The sequence below is a fragment of the Ruegeria sp. AJ12 genome (genome assembly GCF_056536245.1).
The window spans coordinates 484215-503403 of sequence record NZ_JBQFJJ010000001.1 but is presented as its reverse complement, the minus strand read 5'-3'; the positions used below and the strand labels follow the sequence as shown (position 1 = coordinate 503403).

Here is a 19189-nt window from a genome sequence, read left to right as displayed (position 1 = left end):
CTGAAAATGAACCTGATGAAATCTCTCATCCCTGCTGCCGCGCTCGTTGCGCTGCCGCAGATGGGCCTTGCGCAAGACGCTGCCGAAGGCGAGGCCGCGCTGCACACCCAATACATCTTCACCACGCTGCTGTTTCTGATGGGCGGCTTCCTGGTGTTCTTTATGGCCGCGGGCTTTGCCATGCTCGAAGGCGGGCTGGTGCGTTCCAAGAACGTGGCCATGCAGATGACCAAGAACATCGCGCTGTTTTCGATTGCTGCGATCATGTACTGGCTGATCGGCTTCAATCTGATGTACCCGGGCGACGGCTGGACCATCACAGGCTGGCTGGGTCCGTTCTTTTCGACCACCGTTTTGGATCCTGTGGGCGTAGACCCTGCCGAGGCAGCGCTGGATTACGCATCGATCGGCTCGGACTTTTTCTTCCAGCTGGTCTTTGTTGCAGCAACCGCTTCGATTGTGTCGGGTGCCGTGGCCGAGCGGATCAAGCTGTGGCCCTTCCTGATCTTCGTCGTCGTGCTGACCGGTCTCATGTACCCGATCACCGGATCGTGGCAGTGGGGCGGCGGCTGGCTGTCCGAAGCTGGTTTCTCGGACTTCGCGGGTTCGACCATCGTGCATTCGGTCGGAGGCTGGGCGGCTCTGGCGGGTTGTCTGATCCTTGGCCCGCGTATCGGGAAGTACAAGGACGGCAAAGTTCACCCGATCCCCGGTTCGAATCTGGCTCTGGCCACCTTGGGGACATTCATTCTGTGGCTGGGCTGGTTCGGCTTCAATGGCGGTTCGCAACTTGCTATGGGCACCGTGGGTGACGTGTCCGACGTGTCGCGCATCTTCGCCAACACAAACATGGCCGCAGCCTCGGGCGCAGTCGCTGCTCTGATCCTGACACAGGTTCTGTACAAGAAGCCTGACCTGACGATGGTGCTGAACGGCGCGCTGGCCGGTCTGGTCTCGATCACGGCCGAACCGCTGGCCCCCACCCTGTTCGGTGCGCTGTGGATCGGCGCTGTGGGCGGTATCATCGTGGTCTTCGCGGTTCCGATGCTGGACAAGTTCAAGATCGACGACGTTGTCGGTGCCATCCCGGTCCACCTGTGCGCCGGAATTTGGGGCACCATCGCGGTGATCTTCTATGGCGAAGCCAACCTGATCACGCAGTTGACCGGTATTGTCGCCTACGGCGTGTTCACCTTTGTCGGCGCACTGATCCTGTGGACTGTGCTGAAAGCCACCCTAGGCATCCGCGTCAGCGAAGAGGACGAGATCAACGGTCTGGATATGGCGGAACTCGGTATGGAAGCCTATCCTGAGTTTTCAAAGGGCTGAACCTTCGCCCCAACAAAAACAAAAAACCCCGGGCGTTCGCGCCCGGGGTTCATTTTTTGAGAACTTGGCTTCAAACACCGACGTCGACAATCGCCTTGGCCAGGATCGGCACGGTTTTTGCGTTCAGGCCAGCGATGTTCAGGCGACTGTCGCCGACCATGTAGATGCCGTGATCGTTTCGCAATTGCTCGACCAGTTCCGGGTCTGCGCCAAGGCGCGAGAACATGCCCCGATGCTCGGCGACAAAGCCGAACCGATCCGACCCGCTCAGGCGCTGCAACTCGTCGGCCAGTTGTTGGCGCAGGTCCAGCATGGACAAGCGAACCTCTTCCAGTTCAGCTTCCCAGTCTGCCCGAAGTTCGGGGTCGGTCAGGATCGTGGTGACGACGCGCGCGCCATGGTCTGGCGGGAAGGAATAGTTCTGACGGTTCAGGAAAGCCAGCGTCGACTGGTTCAGAGCCGTCTGCGCCGGATCATCGCTGATGGCCATCAGCAGGCCGGTGCGTTCACGATAAACGCCGAAATTCTTCGAGCAGGAGGCCGCGATCAGGCAGCGCTTGACGGATGAGGCCACCAGACGGGTCGCTTGCGCGTCTTCCTCAAGGCCGTCTCCAAAGCCCTGATAGGCGATGTCGATCATCGCCACGAGGCCACGCGCGTTGATGATGTTCACGACCTCCTGCCACTGCACCATGTTCAGGTTGGCCCCGGTCGGGTTGTGGCAGCAGCCATGCAGCAGAACCACATCGCCGGCTTTGGCTGCTTTCAGGTCCTCGACCATACCGTCGAAATCAACACCACGGGTTTCGCTGTCAAAGTAACGGTACTGAACGGTCTCCATCCCCAGATAATTCAGGATCGACAGGTGGTTGGGCCATGTCGGGTTCGACACGAAAACGCGGGCCTCAGGGTTGGCCATGCGGATCATCTCGAACGCCTGTCGGCAGGCACCCGTGCCGCCGGGGGTCGCAACCGCAGCGATGTTGTCGCGCGGAACCGCATCGCCAAGGATCAGCCCGATCATGGCATCGGCATAGGCCGGATCACCGGCCAGACCGGTATAGGCCTTGCTCTCTTGTTCCTCCAGAATGCGCTTTTCGGCGGCCTTGACCGCGCGCATGACCGGAGTGATGCCCTCGGCGTTCTTGTACACACCGACACCCAAATCGATCTTTTGATCGCGCGGGTCTTCGCGGTACATCTGCATCAGGGCCAGGATTTTGTCCGCTGGCTGCGGTTTGAGGTTCTCGAACATCAGGTCTCTCCGGTTGCGACGGGCAGGGTCGGGAAGGCGCCCCATTCGGCCCAGGAACCGTCATAAAGCGCGTGGTCTGTTTTACCGAGGCGTTCCAGCGCGAGGCTCAGGATTGCGGCCGTCACGCCGGAACCGCATGAGGTGATCGCCGGTTTCGAAAGATCCACACCGGCCGCCTCGAACACGGCGCGGCAGTCCTCCGGTGATTTCATCGTGCCGTTCTTGTTCAGCAAAGTTCCAAAGGGCACGTTGCGCGATCCGGGAATGTGACCCAAGCGCAGGCCTTCGCGCGGCTCAGCCTCCCCTCCGGCAAATCGGGCGGCCGAACGCGCATCGATGATCTCATAATCGCCCAGCTTGGCGGCGGCAGACACCTGCGTCACATCGCGGACAAGCTGGTTCTGCACGCGAACGGTCATGTGACGGTCGCGGATCACCGGCGGCAGGTCTTCGATCTCGCGTCCCTCGGACTGCCATTTTGGCAGGCCGCCATCCAGAACAGCGACGTTTTCCTGACCCATGAGCCGGAACAACCACCAGACGCGCGCAGCCGACATCAGGCCGGCTCCATCATAGACGACAACCTGATGGCCGTCGCCCACACCCATCGCCCGCAGGCGCGACATGAATTTCTCGACCGGGGGCGCCATATGCGGCAGGTCGGACCGATGGTCGGAAATCTCGTCGATATCGAAAAACCGGGCTCCGGGGATATGGCCCGCGTCATACTCGGCCTTCGCATCGCGCCCCTGCTGCGGCAGGTACCAGGACCCGTCCAGAATCCGCAGATCCGGGTCCTTGATATGAGCAGCCAACCATTCGGTGGAAACCAGGGTCTTTGGATCGTCCAGCATCAGTGTCTCCCCTTTGCGCGCAGGGTTTTCCCTATACTTGGCCGAAGTCGTGTTCAAGGCTGGATACGGTCAGGCCGGCCCGTTTCAGGCTCTCATCGGGCGCGGCGCAGCCGGATGTGCTGCATTATTCCGATCAGGCTGATGACAACCCAAAAGCCTTCGATCAGCATCGATGCGAGGTTGAAATTATGCAGCAGCGAGTAAACGATCAGAACCGAGCCCAGAAGGTTGATCACCGGAAAGGCCAGATCGTCGGAATTCATCATCCGCATCTGGGTGGCGAAATAGGCCGCGACAACCATCAAGGCGCCAAAAGACCCGATGGCATCCGCCATGGTTAATGTGTCCAAGAACGCTGCCATCTCTTGCCCTTTTTGAGTCTTCGGTCCGAACCCGTGTTAACTTGCAGGCTCTGTTGTGGCGGGTTGCGCATAGTGGTGCATATTGAGAAATGTCGCGCCCGTCTCACCTGCCCGGTAGCCATGCGGCAGATCGGCCGCAAAACGCAAGCCCTGTCCGGCCAGCAGCGGCACCCATTCTCCTTGCCGCATCACCTCGAGCGTACCTGCGAGCACAAACACCTCTTCGGTCACGCCGACCGCATGCGCCGGAGATTCGTGGCATTGGTTCGGTTTCAACTCTACGTGAAAGGTTTCGGCCCCCAGCATCGGATCGAAGGGAAAGACAATTTTGACTTCGATGCTGCCTGGAAAGGTCACCGTTTGAAAAAACCCTGCATCCGACGGATCGCGGAGTGTGGCACTGCCGATCAACGCACTGAGCGGCAGTTGGAACCCCTTGGCAATTTTCCACAGCGTGGCAATGGTCGGGCTTGATTCGCCGCGCTCGATCTGACCCAGCATGGCCTTGCTGACACCGGTCAGATCCGCCGCCTTGGACAGGCTCAGACCCGACGCGGCCCTCACATCCTTCAGTTTCAGCGTTATGTCGCCCGGTTCAGCCGGATTTTCCATGCGGTCGCCCTGCAAATGCTCTTGTGCGCTATAACGCACACATGCTACGTGCGTTATAACATACGACCCCAGATACCGCAGGCAGGGCAAAAGGGAAACAGCATCATGCCAATGTACCGATCCAGAACCTCAACCCATGGCCGCAACATGGCCGGCGCCCGCGGCCTGTGGCGTGCCACCGGCATGGGCGACGATGATTTCGGCAAACCCATCATCGCCATCGTCAACTCGTTCACCCAGTTCGTGCCGGGGCATGTTCACCTCAAGGATCTGGGCCAGATGGTCGCCCGCGAAGTCGAAAAGGCAGGCGGCGTGGCCAAAGAGTTCAACACCATTGCGGTGGATGACGGTATCGCCATGGGTCACGACGGCATGCTGTATTCGCTGCCTTCACGCGAAGTGATCGCTGACAGTGTCGAGTACATGGTCAACGCACATTGCGCTGACGCGATGGTGTGCATCTCGAACTGCGACAAGATCACGCCGGGCATGCTGATGGCGGCCATGCGTTTGAACATTCCGGCGATCTTTGTTTCGGGTGGGCCGATGGAGGCAGGCAAGATCGGCATCGCGGATCTGGATGCCAAAAAGATCGATCTGGTCGACGCGATGGTAGCAGCTGCCGATGACCGCTTTACCGACGAGCAAGTCAAGCATATCGAGGAAAACGCCTGCCCCACCTGCGGGTCGTGCTCGGGCATGTTCACCGCGAACTCGATGAACTGTCTGGCCGAGGCTTTGGGCCTGGCGCTGCCCGGCAACGGCTCGACGCTGGCGACCCATTCCGACCGTAAGGAACTGTTTCTTGAGGCCGGGCGCCGGATCGTCGAAATCACCAAGCGTCACTACGAGTTGGATGAAAAAGGGTTCCTGCCGCGCGAAATCGCCACATTCGACGCGTTCGAAAACGCCATGAGCCTGGACATCGCCATGGGCGGGTCGACCAATACGGTGCTGCACCTGCTGGCCATTGCCCATGAAGGTCAGGTGCAATTCACGATGTCCGATATGGATCAGCTCAGCCGCAAGATTCCGTGTCTGTGCAAGGTCGCACCGAACACGGAAAACGTACATATGGAGGACGTTCACCGCGCTGGCGGTATCTTCTCGATCCTCGGCGAGCTCAGCCGTGCCGGCCTGCTGCATGATCATTGCAGCACGGTTCACTCGACCACAATAGGAGAGGCGATTGCCAACTGGGATATCAAGATTGCGGATAACCCTAGGGCACAGGATTTGTTCAAGGCCGCCCCGGGTGGCGTGCGCACCACGCAGGCCTTCAGCCAATCCAACCGGTATAAAGAGTTGGATACAGACAGGGAAACCGGCATCATCCGATCCAGGGATCACGCGTTCAGCCAGGACGGCGGGCTTGCCGTTCTGTTCGGCAACATCGCCCGCGATGGCTGCATCGTGAAAACAGCAGGTGTCGACGAGAACATCCTGACATTCACCGGTTCGGCCTATGTCTGCGAAAGTCAGGATCAGGCGGTGAGCGATATTCTGACGGGCAAGGTCAAGGAAGGTGATGTCGTGGTGATCCGCTACGAGGGGCCGAGAGGCGGACCGGGGATGCAGGAGATGCTGTACCCGACGTCGTATCTGAAATCCAAAGGTCTGGGCAAAGCCTGCGCTTTGCTGACGGATGGCCGTTTTTCAGGTGGCACGTCGGGCTTGTCGATTGGCCACGTATCGCCTGAGGCCGCCGAAGGTGGAGAGATCGGGCTTGTGCAACCCGGTGACAGGATCGAAATCGACATCCCAAACCGCACAATCCATCTGGCCGTTTCAGACGAAGAACTGGCGGCGCGGCGCGAAATTCAGGACGAAAAGGGCTGGGTCCCAGCCAAGCCACGCAAACGAAAAGTGTCTACGGCACTCAAGGCCTATGCCAAGCTGACAACGAGTGCCGCCAAGGGAGCCGTGCGTCAACTGTGACATGAATTCTGACCAAGGGTCAGAACAGTCACCGGACGCTCCCGCGTCCGGACTGCGCCATCGGCTATGCCGATGCCTTGTCCGGACTTGGGCCCGGCGCCGCGCGTCGCGCGGCGCCGGGCCCAACCAGAGGAGATGTCTCGCAAGAGACATTGACGATGGGCGGGAGCACCACTGATTTGCTGGTTTAGTCGCCCAGCTTGGCGTGGATTTCATCCAGATCGATCTCACCGACCGGCATCTTGTTGGCCGGGTTCTCGAAATCGTAACGGAACAGCTCGAAATCCTGTTTGTAGATTTCATAGACCAGATGCATCGACAGATCGTCAAAATAGTCTTCGACAGGATGCGCGCGCTTTGGCCCATGCCCCTCGGATTCGTTAAACCGGGGAATCTCGGACAGCGTTACAGGATGCTGAACGTCAATATGGTTCAATACATCCTGCATGCCGTCATTGAACTTTTCGGTCCAAAAGATGCGGTCATACTGTCCACCATTGACGATGAAGGTCGACACATGCCCGGACATCGCCGACCAGTGAATATCGGGATCCATCGGGCGGCGCCACCGTATCGTGTCGCGCGCAAACAGCAGAAACCGGCGAAAGCTGGCAATCTGATCGAACTCACCTTTGCCATCGTCGCCACCAACTTCGATTCCGTAGTTGTAGACAAGCGAAGGCACCAGATTGCCGCGATACCGTTTGCCGTTGCGCTGAATCCCGCAGATCTTGTCAAAGAAAGAGCTCAGGATGCGGGTGTACGGGTTGCGGACACAGGTAAAGGAATAGGACGCGTGTGAGCGTACGTTGCTGGAAATCTGATCCTGGCTTGGGCCAAAGGCCCATTTGTGCATGCCGTCCTTGGCGTCGTGAATGTCACCGTCAAAGAACCGGCCATGGTCGGAGTAGAACATGATCTGACCGATGGTCGAGCAGGCGCATTTCGGCACGACACGGTAGACCATGCTCTCGCTTTCGGTCATCCAGGTACCGGGAAAACCCATCTGCTGTGCCTCCTTTGCCGGTCAGGTCTCAGAATGACGCGCCAGCATTTGAAATCAAAGAACCAAAAATATTCTGTTTATTCAATCGCTCATCCTCAGTATCACCATTGGAAACGGGCAGAAACGGAAATTGCGTAACTCACATGGCAAGAATTGCCTACATTTTGCTATGCCACAAAGACCCTGATGCAATCATCGCGCAGGCAGAGCAGTTGACCGCTGCCGGTGACTGCATGGCAATTCACTTCGACGCGCGTTCCAAGGCGGCAGACTACGATCACATTCAAAATGCTCTGAAAGACAACCGGAACGTTGTCTTTGCCGCCAAGCGCGTCAAATGCGGTTGGGGTGCCTGGTCACTGGTTCAGGCGACACTCAATGCCTTGCACGCCGCAGTCGACAGCTTCCCAAGGGCCACGCATTTTTACATGCTGTCCGGCGATTGCATGGCCATCAAAACAGCCGAATACGTTCATCGCTTCCTGGACGACAACGACAAGGACTTTATCGAGAGCCACGATTTCTTCGAAAGCAACTGGATCAAGACCGGCATGAAAGAGGACCGGCTGATCTATCGCCACTATTTCAACGAGCGCAGCCAGAGCGCGCGGTTTTACGCCGCATACGAGTTGCAGAGGCGGTTTGGCCTGACGCGGGACATCCCGCAGGACATTCAGGTCATGATTGGCAGTCAATGGTGGTGCCTGCGGCGCCGGACGGTTGAGATGATCCTCGACTTTCTCAGTCAGCGCCGCGATGTCATCCGGTTCTTCTCGACCACGTGGATTCCCGACGAAACCTTTTTTCAGACGCTGGTCCGGCATCTCATTCCAAAGCAGGAGATTGAGAACCGGACGCTCACGTTCCTGATGTTCTCAGATTACGGGATGCCGGTTTCATTCTACAATGATCACTATGACCTGCTGCTCGGGCAGGATTACCTGTTTGCCCGCAAGATCAGCCCCGAGGCGCATGAGCTCAAGGAACGGCTGGGCCAGCTTTACGCCAGCGAAGGGGTCGAGTTCCAGATTTCGAATGAGGGCCGCAGCCTCTATGATTTTCTCGCTGGGCGCGGACGTGTCGGTCGCCGTTTTGCGCGGCGATTCTGGGAGGCCGGTAGCACGCTCGGCCCTGAACGGGACATCTTCCTGATCGTTTGCAAGAAATGGCACGTTGCCAAACGGCTTGTTGATCAGATCGTTTCGGAAACCGATATTCCCTGTGTCGAGTATGTGTTCAACGAACAGAACACCCCGCTGCCCGACCTGGGCGGTATCGAGACGTCGCTGACCAAGCGGTCCCGCCACCGGCGGGCCGTGGTTCGGATGCTGTTTGACGCATTTGAAACCAACAAGCTGGTTTTGTGCGTGGATCCGGCAAATCTCGAGATCATACAGGATTTCTGCGCAGATCAGGCGACAACGCATGTCCTTGAAATCGAGTGCAACTATTCCGACGATTATCTGATCGGCCACGCCCGCCGCGTTGGCCTTGCCGGCGATCACAGCCCGGCTGAGCAGGTGGCCCGCCTGCTGCCTGCCTTGCGCAACTCGCTGGCCTATGAATCAGAGCTGATCCGGGGGTCCGACCTCGACGGGCATTTCCGGCTGCGCGAAGCTGCGGAGCGAACACAGAACGAGGCCACAATCGCGGCGTTTCTGGGGGTGCCCGTCGAAAAGGCTCAGGCCATCATGCAGCTGGATTACCTGTTTCTGGATTGAACCCGGCAAGGCGTACATACGCCGCCGGGCCCAGGCAATCAGATATCGAACTTGACCCCTTGCGCCAGAGGAAGTTCTGCCGAATAATTCACCGTGTTCGTCTGGCGGCGCATATAGGATTTCCACGCATCCGAGCCGCTTTCGCGCCCGCCACCGGTTTCCTTTTCACCGCCAAAGGCGCCACCGATCTCGGCGCCCGAGGGGCCGATATTGACGTTGGCAATGCCGCAGTCTGACCCGGCCGCCGTCAGAAATTGCTCAGCCTCGCGCATGTTCAGGGTGAAAACGCAGGACGACAGTCCCTGCGGAACATCGTTCTGAATATCCAATGCGTCGGAAAATGCCTCGTACCCCATCACGTAAAGGATCGGCGCAAAAGTTTCGGTTTTGACGGTCGCTGTCTGCGCGGGCATTTCGACAATCGCCGGTTCCATATAGACCCCGGTCGGCACGTCCTGGGTTACGCGATTGCCGCCAAATACGGCGCCGCCGTCGGCTTTGGCGGCCTCAAGCGCAGATGTCATCGCCTGGCCGGAGGCCTCGTCCACCAAGGGACCTACCAGCGTCCCCTCGGCCAGAGGATCACCAATGGGCAGGCCCGCATAGGCCTTCTTAAGGCGCGAGACCAGTTCATCCTTTATCGAGTTGTGCACGATCAGGCGGCGCAGTGTCGTGCAGCGCTGACCGGCAGTTCCAACCGCCGAGAACACAATGGCTCGTACGGCCATTTCCAGATCCGCTGACGGACCGACAATCATCGCGTTGTTGCCGCCCAGTTCGAGAATGCACTTGCCGAACCGTTGCGCCACGATCGGCGCCACCGCGCGGCCCATGCGGGTCGAACCGGTTGCCGAGATGACCGGCACATGCTCACTCGCCACCAGCGTTTCGCCCAGCGCGGCCCCGCCAATCACAGTCTGGAGAAGGTTGTCCGGCGCGTCGCCGAACCGGGCCAGAGCCCGTTCAAAGATCTTTTGGCACGCCATCGCGGTCAGGGGGGTCTTCTCGGACGGTTTCCAGATCACGGGATCACCGCAGACCAGCGCCAATGCCGCATTCCAGGACCAGACTGCAACCGGAAAGTTGAAGGCCGAGATCACGCCAACCGGACCCGCCGGGTGCCATGTCTCCATCATCCTGTGCCCCGGTCGTTCAGACGCTATGGTCAGGCCATAAAGCTGGCGGGACAGACCCACGGCAAAGTCGCAGATGTCGATCATCTCCTGCACTTCACCCAATCCTTCGGAGGTTATCTTTCCGGCTTCCCAGCTGACCAAAGCACCCAGATCGTCCTTGGCCGCGCGCAGTTCCTCGCCCAACAGGCGGATCAACTCGCCCCGACGCGGAGCGGGCACGACGCGCCAGGATTTAAAGGCAGCTTTGGCGCGGGCAAATACAGCGTCCATCTCGCCGACGGGCGTTTCGTGCACTTCGGCCAACAGCCTCCCGTCGATGGGGGATGTCACCCTGAGCGTACCGCCGCTCAGCTCCGCTTTTGTCAAATCCAGGTTTGCAAGCGTGGTTTCTGCAGTCATGACGATGTCTTTCATATCTCAGGCCGCCTTGTTTTGTGGGGTTACATCGCCGGCGCGATACAGCCGGCCAAATTCGGTGTTCAGAAAATCCGCAAGCTTGACCTGCTCCTGCCGGACAAACCCTTGCGACGGAAGCGCTCCGGTTCGCATCAGGTCGACGACACCCAGCACACCGGCAGCGGTGGTGATCTGAATGGCGCTCCAAACCTGGCCATCAATCATGCGTGCGAAGGATTTGTTGATCAGGGATTTTTCACGCAACGCACCGTCTATCAGGCCTTTGGCGGTGCAATAGACCAACACGACGTCCTGATCCGTACGCGCAAGGGCGGATTCAAAGATCTCTTTCATCAGATCCCGCCGACGTTCCAACCCCAGATCGTTGAGCAACAGTCGCAGGATGTCCCGGTGCCCCGGATACCGGATCGAGCAATAGGATACGTCCCGCGCCTTGCCGTCCAGCGTTTCCGGCAACGTGCCCAGCCCACCCGATGTGTTGAAACACTCATACTCGACCCCGTCGAGGCCGATCCGTTCGTAATCCTCCAAGGGCGCGGTCTTGATCCTCTGGCCGTTTACGATGGCATCGCAGGGATTGCAGTATTCGTTGATCAGACCGTCGGTTGACCAGGTCAGATTGTATTTCAACGCATTGGTCGGATAGAGCGGCAGCGCCCCCACCCGCATATGCAGGCTGTCGACCTCGTCGAACTCCGCGGCCAGCGCCGCCCCGGCAATCCCGACAAAACCCGGTGCCAGCCCGCATTGGGGCATGAAGGCTGTTTTGCTGCCCTGCGCCAGCTCACGTACCGCGTTGGTTGCAGCGACATCTTCTGTCAGGTCAAAGTAATGCGCGCCCGCCGCCTGAGCCGCGCGGGCGATATCGGGTGTCAGGAAAAACGGCGCCGCTGATATGACCGCGTCAAAGCCCGACAGATCTTTGGCCAGTTCCGTGGCGTTGCCGACATCGATCTGCCGTGTCGCGATTCCGTGTCGGTTCAACACCGACAATGCGGACAAATCCCGATCCGCAACAGTTACCGAATATTTGGCAGAGGTCCTGAGCAGAGATGCAATCATCTGCCCGATCTTGCCTGCTCCTATCACGCAGATATTCCAGTTCATCGCGTGCCTCCTCTTTTTTGGTGTTTTTCCAAGAGTGACGCAGCGGCTGTTCGGTTCGCAGGGCAAATCTTGACGAAAAGGCACACTATTCCGTCAATTCTACGATAATGTTGTCAAAATGACCAATTCTCGCCAAAGGAGGCCTCTGAAATCGGAAAACCAAGCCCATTCAAAACCATCTGAGACTTGTGTTCGTAAACTGAACTGGAGGTTTTGATGAGAGCAGGCGGGCGCCATATATATCTGAGCCGGAACAAGCCAAACCCAAGAGACGAGCTTGAACTGGCCCTGATCGATGCCTTCCCCTGGCGTGGGCATCCTCCTACTACACAAAGCCGCATCCACGGCTAAAACTGGCGATGCAGCAATCCGTATTTGGTCTCAGGTGCAGAGCACGTGGCGATGACGCGATTGAACACTTCAGTTCAGCCTGACATGCTGATCACCGCAGATTGGAGTATCCAAGGGACCGAGCGCCAGAGACTGTAAACACAGGGCTCTGATCTTCCAGTCATTTGGCCAAGTCATCGGACATGTAGCCGTCGCCAATATCGCGAAGCAGACACAGGCTGCCAAAGTTGGCTGGCCGCATGGTCCTTCGCCTACAGCCCTAACTTCGTGGAAGGCAACACTGGTGATCGGGGTCTGCACCTTAAGGATATGGCAAACCGCAGCGTCCGGGACAAAGTGGTTCCTGGCATCGGTGAAACACACCGCTGACCCGCGCGATCACAACTCCGGTTCGGGAACAAAACTCGTCGGGGCTCTGACGACGGTCACAGAATATCCAAAGATACCTTCACACGATCCATAACGACCGACGATGTGAAGCGGCTGACATTGGATTCGTCGAAGAAATACTCCTGTGTGAAGGCTTCGTATTCCTTAATATCCTCCACCACGACAACAAGGATGAAATCAGCCTCGCCTGTGGCGTAATAGCATTGCTGGACGTGTTTGGCCTGACGCATCCGGCGTTTGAACGAATCCAGATGCATGCGGCTTTCACGCTCCAGCATGACGCCGACAATCACGGTCATTTCCCGCCCCAGCTTTGCGGGCGAAAGCACTGCGACTTCCTTTTCGATGACGCCGGTCTCGCGCAGCTTCTTGAGACGCTTTTGCACGGCCGGAGCCGACAGGCCTACCTCCTGGCCAAGCACTTCGGCCGTGAGTTGCGCGTTGGATTGCACCAAACTCAGTATCTCTAAATCTTTATCGTCCACAGGACTTTTTTCCTCGTCATTTTTTAATTTTGTGACTTATTTTCTTCTCATTTCTATTTCTTTGATGAGTTCCGTCAAGTGACTTGGGTAAACTTTCACATCAAAACATCTTTCGGCCCGAGGCCTCAAAGTCATTTGAGCCAAGGGTCCGGCACCTTCAAGCCAGCTCTTTCGCTGGTCAATACGTACTTTCTAAACGGAACAACACGGAGACTAAGATGCAGAATGTAATTTCACACACGGTGTTGGCCGCCGGGGTTGCGCTTTTTGCGGGCACTGCGGCCATTGCCGGTCCGCTGCAGGATCGCATTGATGCCGGAGAACCCATTCGCATTGGTTTCTCCAACGTGCCGATCTGGGGCTATCCTGATGAGAGCGGAGAAGCCAAAGGTTTTGTGAATGAGATCGCTCTGGGTATCCTGCGGGAGATGGGCCATGAGAATGTCGAAACCATCGTCACCGATTGGGGTGGTCTGATCCCTGGCCTGAATGCCAATCGCTATGACGTGATTACCGGGGGCCTCTATATCCTGAACAGCCGCTGCCAGAACATCGCCTTTTCCGAGCCGATCGCGCAGACCGGTGATGCCTTCATCGTGCCTGCGGGCAATCCCAAGGACCTTCATACGTTCAAGGACATCCTGAACGCGGGCGCCATCATGGTGACTGGCGCGGGCTACAACACCGTGGAAGCGGCCAAGAAAGAAGGCCTGGGCGACGACCAGATCATGCAGGTGCCCGGCCCGTCCGAAATGCTGGCGGCTGTCAAAGCCGGACGTGCTGACGCCGGAGGCATGACATATTTCGAGGCCAACCACTTTGCCGTCACCAACGATGATATCGACGTGACTGACCCGGCCGCCCTGCCCGCCTGGACACTGAACTATGTTGGTGTCGGGTTCCGCGATGCGGATGCCGACTTCATGGCCAAGTTCAATGAGGCGCTCGCGTCATATGTGGGCACCGAGGCAATGCTGGCCTCGGTGGAGGAATATGGCTACGTCGAAGGCAACCTGCCAGGCGATGTGACTGCTGAATGGGTCTGCGCAAACCGCTGATCCAATATCTGACATGGCGGGCGGTTACCACTGACCCGCCATGTCCATTGACCCGACAGCGGGTCCGGGGACCTCATGAGCTTCTTTGAATTTCTAAGCCAATACTGGCCGCGCCTTCTGTCCGGGGCCGGTGTCACGGTTGCGCAGTTTCTGCTGGCTGCGGCGCTCGGCATTGCCATTTCCCTGTGCATGGGCCTGATGAAGCTGTCGGCGAACCGGGCGCTGCGCTGGAGTGCTGTCACCTATATCGAGATTTTTCGCGGAACGTCCCTGGTGGTACAGCTCTACTGGATTTTCTTTGTTCTGCCGCTCTTCGGGCTGTCGATCGAGAAATTTACTGCCGGGTATCTCGCCGTTGGCATGAATATCGGCGCCTATGGGGCCGAGCTGGTGCGCGGGGGGATTCTGTCTGTCCCGAAAGGCCAGTGGGAGGCCGCAAAGGCCATCAACATGAGCCCCGCTCAGAGAATGCGGCGGATTATCCTGCCTCAGGCGCTGGTCAATATGCTGCCGCCCTGGGGCAACCTGATGATCGAACTGCTGAAAGGCACAGCGCTTGTCTCGCTGATTTCGGTCGCCGATCTGATGTTCCAATCCCGCCAGATCAACGCCACCACCTTCCTATCCGCCCAGGTGTTTGGCGCAGCCTTGGTGATTTACTACATCATGGCCCGTTTCTTCGTGACGCCGTTCATGCGGTGGCTGGAGCGGCGCATGGCCCGCAAACTGGGGAAGGACGTAGGCCATGTTTGACTGGAAGTGGGATTTCGCCTGGGAAATCATGCCGCGTCTGATCGACGCTACCGGCAACACTCTGATCGCGGCCGGTATCGGCTATGCCATCGCCGTGGTTCTGGGCCTCGTTCTCGCGCTGGCGCAACGCACGCCGTATCAGGTTCTGACCTTTGTTGTGCGCGAGTTTGTCGAATTCATCCGCTCGACGCCGCTGCTGTTGCAGATCTTCTTCATCTTCTATGTGGGCCCGCAATTCGGCATCCGCCTCAGCCCTTGGGTGTCCGGCATGATCGCCATCGGCCTGCACTATGCCTGCTACCTCTCCGAGGTCTATCGCGGCGGCATCGAAAGCGTACCGAAAGGGCAGTGGGAGGCGGCCACCGCGCTGAACATGACCACCGCTCAGAAATACCGCCGTGTGATCATTCCCCAGGCAATCCCGCCGGCACTGGCCGGGATGGGCAACTATCTGGTCGGTATTTTCAAGGACACACCAATGCTGTCCGTCATCGGCGTTGCCGAGCTCATCCACACCGCCAACGCCATCGGATCCGAGAACTATCGCTTCCTGGAGCCTTATACGATGGTGGGCATCATTTTCCTGGCAATCTCGCTTCCGGCGGCTGGTCTGATCCGGCTGTTCGAAGGCTATGTGCGCCGCAAGCTGGGTCAATAAACCATGGCAAGCACTGATACTTTCCCCACAGAGCTGACCGGCAGCGATACCCCCATGGTACGCTTTCAGAAAGTCAGCAAATCCTATGGCGCACTGACCGTTCTGGATGACCTTGATCTGGATGTGGCAGAGGGCGAAATGGTCTCAATCATCGGCCCTTCCGGATCGGGCAAAACCACCGTGCTGCGGATGCTGATGACGCTTGAGACGATCAACAGCGGTGTCATCTATGTCGATGGCAAACCGCTGACCCATATGCTCAAGGGCGGCAGGCTTGTCCCCGCGAACGAGAGTCATCTGCGCACCCGGCGCGCGGACATTGGCATGTGCTTCCAGCATTTCAACCTGTTCCCGCATATGACCGCTTTGGAAAACTGCATGGAGGGTCCGGTGCAAGTTCTGGGGCTGCCAAAGGCCGAAGCGCGGGATCGCTCCGAAGAGCTGCTGGAACTGGTTGGTATGATCGCCAAGAAAGATCAGCACCCCTCACGGCTGTCCGGAGGACAGCAGCAACGCGTGGCCATTGCCCGGGCTTTGGCGATGCGCCCCAAGGTGATGCTGTTTGACGAGGTCACTTCGGCGCTGGACCCGGAGGTGATCGGCGAAGTGACCAGCGTCATTCGCGGGCTCGTATCCGAGCACAAGCTGACCATGCTGATGGTGACGCACCAGATGGGCTTTGCCCGTGATATCTCGGACCGTGTATGCTTTTTCTATGGCGGCAAGATCGAAGAGCAGGGCCCCCCGGCCGAGTTGTTCGGCAATCCGAAAAGAGAGCGTACCCAGCAATTTCTGAGTGCCGTGCGCGAAGCGGTCTAAGCGTCACCTGATAACGCCGACCTTGGCAAGCAATTCGCGCGTCTGATCGCTCAGTGTACCCGGACGCCAGATCACAAAGTAACCGCGGCCGGTGACAAGACTATGGTCCGGCAGGGTCACCAGCCGCCCCTCCTCGATTTCGAATTCGAGCACGTCTGCACAACCAAGCGCCACCCCGCGCCCACGGATCGCCGCATCCAGCGTGCTGCCGTAAGAGCCCAGGTTGACTCGGCCTGCCTCCGGTGTGTTCTTCATCCCGGTCAGCGTGATGAAATCGCCCCAATTGACCCATTTCGGTGTGAGCTTCTCGAAATCCAGCAGCGGCAGTGCATCGGGCCCCGTCATCTCGCCCCCCTTGCCAGGGGCCGCAACGGGCTGCCAGATTTCCTGAAACAGCAACTCACCATCCCAGCCCGCCGGGATCTCGGCGCCATAAAAAATCAACGCATCCGCATCGAGGGTAAAAAGGTCGGCATCCTTGTCAGAGGCCGTCAGCGTGACCGGTACCGCATCACTTCCCAGAAGATACTCGTTGATTCTGGGTGTCAGCCAGTATTGCGATACGGCGACATTGGCACCCAGCGACAGCCGCCCGCCGGTACTGACCCGGCTCAGGCGCTGAAAACATGAGGTCAGGTAATCCAGCGCCTCGCCGGTGTCTGCCGCCAGCAGCTTGCCCGTCTCGGTCAGGGTGATACGCCGACCCCGCCGATGCACAAGTGCCATGCCCAGCCAGTTTTCGAGCACCTTGATTCGCTTACTGACAGCCGCCTGGCTGACGTTCAGCTCATCCGCCGCGCGGGTAAAACTGCCAGATCGGGCGACAGCCTCAAAGAATAGAAGGTAGTCCAGCGGGGGTAAGGAGCGGCGATAGTTTTTCATAACCCAAAGTTATTATAAAATGGGATCAGATGTCACTTTGGAAATGCCCCGGTCGCGCCTAGGGTCTTTGGATGGACGCGGTGCGGACTGCGCCGGATCAACGAAGGGGCGCAAATGTTCACCGAACGCTTATCTCGATTTCAGACCAGGCTGGCCGAGGCCGGAATCGATGTGGCGCTGATCACTGATGATGACAATGTCTATTATCTGACCGGCTATTACGACTATCTGCATATGGAGTTCGGCCGCCCGACCATCCTGGTGGTGCCTAAGGATGGCGAGGTGCTGCTGATTACCCCCACCATCGATCTCAATTCCGCGCAGCACGCCGCCCGCGTTGGCCGGATTGCCGCCTGGAATGACGGGATGGGCAATGAATGGCGTGAGGAATTGCCCGGTGCGGTCCGGGCCGCAGGCAAGGTCGCGATTGAGCCAGGGCACATGCCGCCCCCCGTGCGCGCCTATGTGAACGAGCTGGTGGCGGCGGACAAGCTGACCAGCGCGACGCCGATTCTGAATGAAATGCGGATGATCAAATCGGCAGAGGAATTGCAACTGGCCCGCCACGCCGGTGAAGTTGCCACCGCGATGATGGCAGCGGGACGCGCAGCCATCGCAGACGGCGTACCCGAGTTCGAAGTGGCCATCGCCACATCCCAGGCCGGAACCCGCAAGGCGGCGGAGCTTTTGGCCGCCCATTACGATGACACGGATATGTCGCCCAACACGCATTTCCTGCAGATCATGGCCTCGGGCAAGGACATCATCAAAACCCATCACCGCGCCTCGACCCGGATCATGAAGCATGGCGAACCGGTGTTTCTGTGTTTTTGCGGGATGACCAATTTCCACCGTTTCAAACTGGGCTTTGACCGCTCGTTTTGGATCGGGGACGCGCCCGAGGATCAGGTCGCGGTCTATGAGGTCGCCGTGGCCAGCCAAAAGGCCGCGCTCGATGCGCTGCGCCCCGGCGTGACGGCGGAAAGTGTCCATGCCGCCTATGCTGAGGTGATCCAGGGCGCGGGCTATGAATACCCGTTCCGCTGTGGCCGGGCGACTGGCTTCAGCTTCCTTGAGGCCCCCCAGCTTGTCACCGGCGACACCACCGTGATCCAGCCGGGCATGGTGCTGGCAGTCGATGGCTCGGTCTCGGTCGACACCTACCGCGCCCAGGTCGGCGACAGTTTCATCATCACCGAAACCGGCTGGGAGCCGCTCACCCACCATCCGAAATCCGTAGACGAGGTCATTCTCTGATGTTTCAGCCAGGTCAAACCGTTCAATCCACACCCCGCACTCCTGAAATGGATGCAGGCCGCCATCACCGGGCCAAGCTGGGGTTCATTATGATGTCCACCGATCCCTCGGGCGAAGCGGATTTCAAGGATATGGCCCCCGAAGGTGTCGCTGTCTACATCACGCGGCTCAAGACCGACGATCATACCACCAATGAAACACTCTCGCGTCATATCGAGCATATGGCCGACGCCGCCAGCCGCATTCAGCCCGAGGCCGAGCCGGATGTGGTCAGCTATAGCTGTACCAGCGGGTCGATCGTGATCGGTGAGCAGCGGGTATTCGAAGAGATCCACAAGGGCGCGCCCTGGGCACAACCCATGTGCCTGGTGCAGGGCGTTCTGGACGCATTGCACGAATTGGGTGCCAAGAAGCTGGTTGTCGGCACGCCCTATCTTGATGAGATCAACACCGCCGAGGCGGAGTTCCTGGTTGAGCGCGGCTTTGATGTGCTCGACATTCAGGGCCTCAACATCGCCAGCGGCTGGGATATGGGGCTGGTGACCCCCGCCTATTGGAAGAAATTCGCACTGGAGATTGATCAGCCTGAGGCGGATGTGATCTTCCTCAGCTGCGGCGGCATCCGGGCGCTGGAGGCGGTTGAGGAGATCGAACAGATCACGGGCAAGCCGGTGATCACCTCCAATCAGGCGCAGATGTGGTCCTGCCTGCGGCGCGCGGGTGTGATGGATGAACTGGAGGGGTTTGGCCAGATTTTCAAACACCCCGGCAAAGCCCTCAAGCCGACAATCTGATCCAA

Annotated in this window: 18 protein-coding genes; 9 read left to right on the top strand and 9 right to left on the bottom strand. The window is 58.7% G+C overall.

Annotation, left to right across the window (positions count from 1 at the left end; genetic code table 11):
• Positions 1-6 precede the first annotated feature (6 nt).
• Complete coding sequence (locus tag ACR3E0_RS02445; RefSeq protein WP_480475838.1) at positions 7-1329, top strand: ammonium transporter; 1323 nt, start codon at positions 7-9, stop codon at positions 1327-1329.
• Positions 1330-1399: 70 nt separating this feature from the next.
• Here ACR3E0_RS02445 and ACR3E0_RS02440 read toward each other — a convergent pair whose 3' ends face one another.
• The 4 genes from ACR3E0_RS02440 to ACR3E0_RS02425 all read right to left on the bottom strand — a co-directional run bounded on the left by ACR3E0_RS02440 (position 1400) and on the right by ACR3E0_RS02425 (position 4412).
• Positions 1400-2584 carry an amino acid aminotransferase gene (locus ACR3E0_RS02440; RefSeq protein WP_480475836.1) on the bottom strand — a complete coding sequence of 395 codons (1185 nt, stop codon included), beginning with the start codon at positions 2582-2584 and terminating at the stop codon, positions 1400-1402.
• Entirely contained in the window at positions 2584-3438 is an 855-nt protein-coding gene (sseA, locus tag ACR3E0_RS02435; protein WP_480475834.1) for a 3-mercaptopyruvate sulfurtransferase, read from the bottom strand. Before sseA ends, ACR3E0_RS02440 begins: the two co-directional genes overlap by 1 nt.
• Before the next feature lie 92 nt (positions 3439-3530).
• Entirely contained in the window at positions 3531-3800 is a 270-nt protein-coding gene (locus tag ACR3E0_RS02430; RefSeq protein ID WP_480475832.1) for a CBU_0592 family membrane protein, read from the bottom strand.
• A 36-nt stretch (positions 3801-3836) separates the two neighbouring features.
• Positions 3837-4412, bottom strand: coding sequence for a helix-turn-helix domain-containing protein (locus ACR3E0_RS02425; RefSeq protein WP_480475830.1), 576 nt, complete (start codon positions 4410-4412; stop codon positions 3837-3839).
• 105 nt (positions 4413-4517) lie between these two features.
• Here ACR3E0_RS02425 and ilvD point away from each other — a divergent pair, with 105 nt between their 5' ends.
• Positions 4518-6350 (top strand): dihydroxy-acid dehydratase, encoded by a 1833-nt coding sequence (ilvD, locus tag ACR3E0_RS02420; protein ID WP_480475828.1) that lies wholly within the window; start codon positions 4518-4520, stop codon positions 6348-6350.
• Between the two features lie 187 nt (positions 6351-6537).
• On the opposite strand, the gene ACR3E0_RS02415 is transcribed toward ilvD, so the two are convergent.
• Positions 6538-7356 carry a sulfotransferase family protein gene (locus tag ACR3E0_RS02415; protein ID WP_480475826.1) on the bottom strand — a complete coding sequence of 273 codons (819 nt, stop codon included), beginning with the start codon at positions 7354-7356 and terminating at the stop codon, positions 6538-6540.
• 143 nt (positions 7357-7499) lie between these two features.
• Between ACR3E0_RS02415 and ACR3E0_RS02410 the strand changes: the two genes are divergently transcribed.
• Positions 7500-9077 (top strand): DUF5928 domain-containing protein, encoded by a 1578-nt coding sequence (locus tag ACR3E0_RS02410; RefSeq protein ID WP_480475824.1) that lies wholly within the window; start codon positions 7500-7502, stop codon positions 9075-9077.
• A 38-nt stretch (positions 9078-9115) separates the two neighbouring features.
• On the opposite strand, the gene amaB is transcribed toward ACR3E0_RS02410, so the two are convergent.
• From amaB to ACR3E0_RS02395, 3 genes are all read right to left on the bottom strand, one after another.
• Positions 9116-10612 carry an L-piperidine-6-carboxylate dehydrogenase gene (gene amaB / locus ACR3E0_RS02405; RefSeq protein ID WP_480480918.1) on the bottom strand — a complete coding sequence of 499 codons (1497 nt, stop codon included), beginning with the start codon at positions 10610-10612 and terminating at the stop codon, positions 9116-9118.
• 18 nt (positions 10613-10630) lie between these two features.
• On the bottom strand, positions 10631-11737 hold the full coding sequence (locus ACR3E0_RS02400; protein WP_480475822.1) for a saccharopine dehydrogenase family protein: 1107 nt from the start codon (positions 11735-11737) through the stop codon (positions 10631-10633).
• Positions 11738-12513: 776 nt separating this feature from the next.
• Positions 12514-12963 (bottom strand): Lrp/AsnC family transcriptional regulator, encoded by a 450-nt coding sequence (locus tag ACR3E0_RS02395; protein ID WP_480475820.1) that lies wholly within the window; start codon positions 12961-12963, stop codon positions 12514-12516.
• A 218-nt stretch (positions 12964-13181) separates the two neighbouring features.
• On the opposite strand from ACR3E0_RS02395, the gene ACR3E0_RS02390 reads away from it, so the two are divergent.
• The 4 genes from ACR3E0_RS02390 (at position 13182) to ehuA (ending at position 16251) form a co-directional block, all read left to right on the top strand.
• Positions 13182-14021, top strand: a complete 840-nt coding sequence (locus tag ACR3E0_RS02390) for a transporter substrate-binding domain-containing protein (protein WP_480475818.1) — start codon at positions 13182-13184, stop codon at positions 14019-14021.
• A gap of 75 nt (positions 14022-14096) precedes the next feature.
• Positions 14097-14774, top strand: a complete 678-nt coding sequence (ehuC, locus tag ACR3E0_RS02385) for an ectoine/hydroxyectoine ABC transporter permease subunit EhuC (protein ID WP_480475816.1) — start codon at positions 14097-14099, stop codon at positions 14772-14774.
• Positions 14767-15432 (top strand): ectoine/hydroxyectoine ABC transporter permease subunit EhuD, encoded by a 666-nt coding sequence (ehuD, locus tag ACR3E0_RS02380; protein WP_480475814.1) that lies wholly within the window; start codon positions 14767-14769, stop codon positions 15430-15432. The genes ehuC and ehuD overlap by 8 nt, the downstream gene beginning before the upstream one ends.
• 3 nt (positions 15433-15435) lie before the next feature.
• Positions 15436-16251: an ectoine/hydroxyectoine ABC transporter ATP-binding protein EhuA gene (gene ehuA / locus ACR3E0_RS02375; protein WP_480475812.1), complete on the top strand. Its 816-nt coding sequence runs from the start codon at positions 15436-15438 to the stop codon at positions 16249-16251.
• A gap of 3 nt (positions 16252-16254) precedes the next feature.
• Here ehuA and ACR3E0_RS02370 read toward each other — a convergent pair whose 3' ends face one another.
• Complete coding sequence (locus ACR3E0_RS02370; RefSeq protein ID WP_480475810.1) at positions 16255-17133, bottom strand: LysR family transcriptional regulator; 879 nt, start codon at positions 17131-17133, stop codon at positions 16255-16257.
• Positions 17134-17247: 114 nt separating this feature from the next.
• On the opposite strand from ACR3E0_RS02370, the gene ACR3E0_RS02365 reads away from it, so the two are divergent.
• On the top strand, positions 17248-18390 hold the full coding sequence (locus tag ACR3E0_RS02365) for a M24 family metallopeptidase (protein WP_480475808.1): 1143 nt from the start codon (positions 17248-17250) through the stop codon (positions 18388-18390).
• Entirely contained in the window at positions 18390-19184 is a 795-nt protein-coding gene (locus ACR3E0_RS02360) for a maleate cis-trans isomerase family protein (protein ID WP_480475806.1), read from the top strand. Before ACR3E0_RS02365 ends, ACR3E0_RS02360 begins: the two co-directional genes overlap by 1 nt.
• Positions 19185-19189 lie beyond the last annotated feature (5 nt).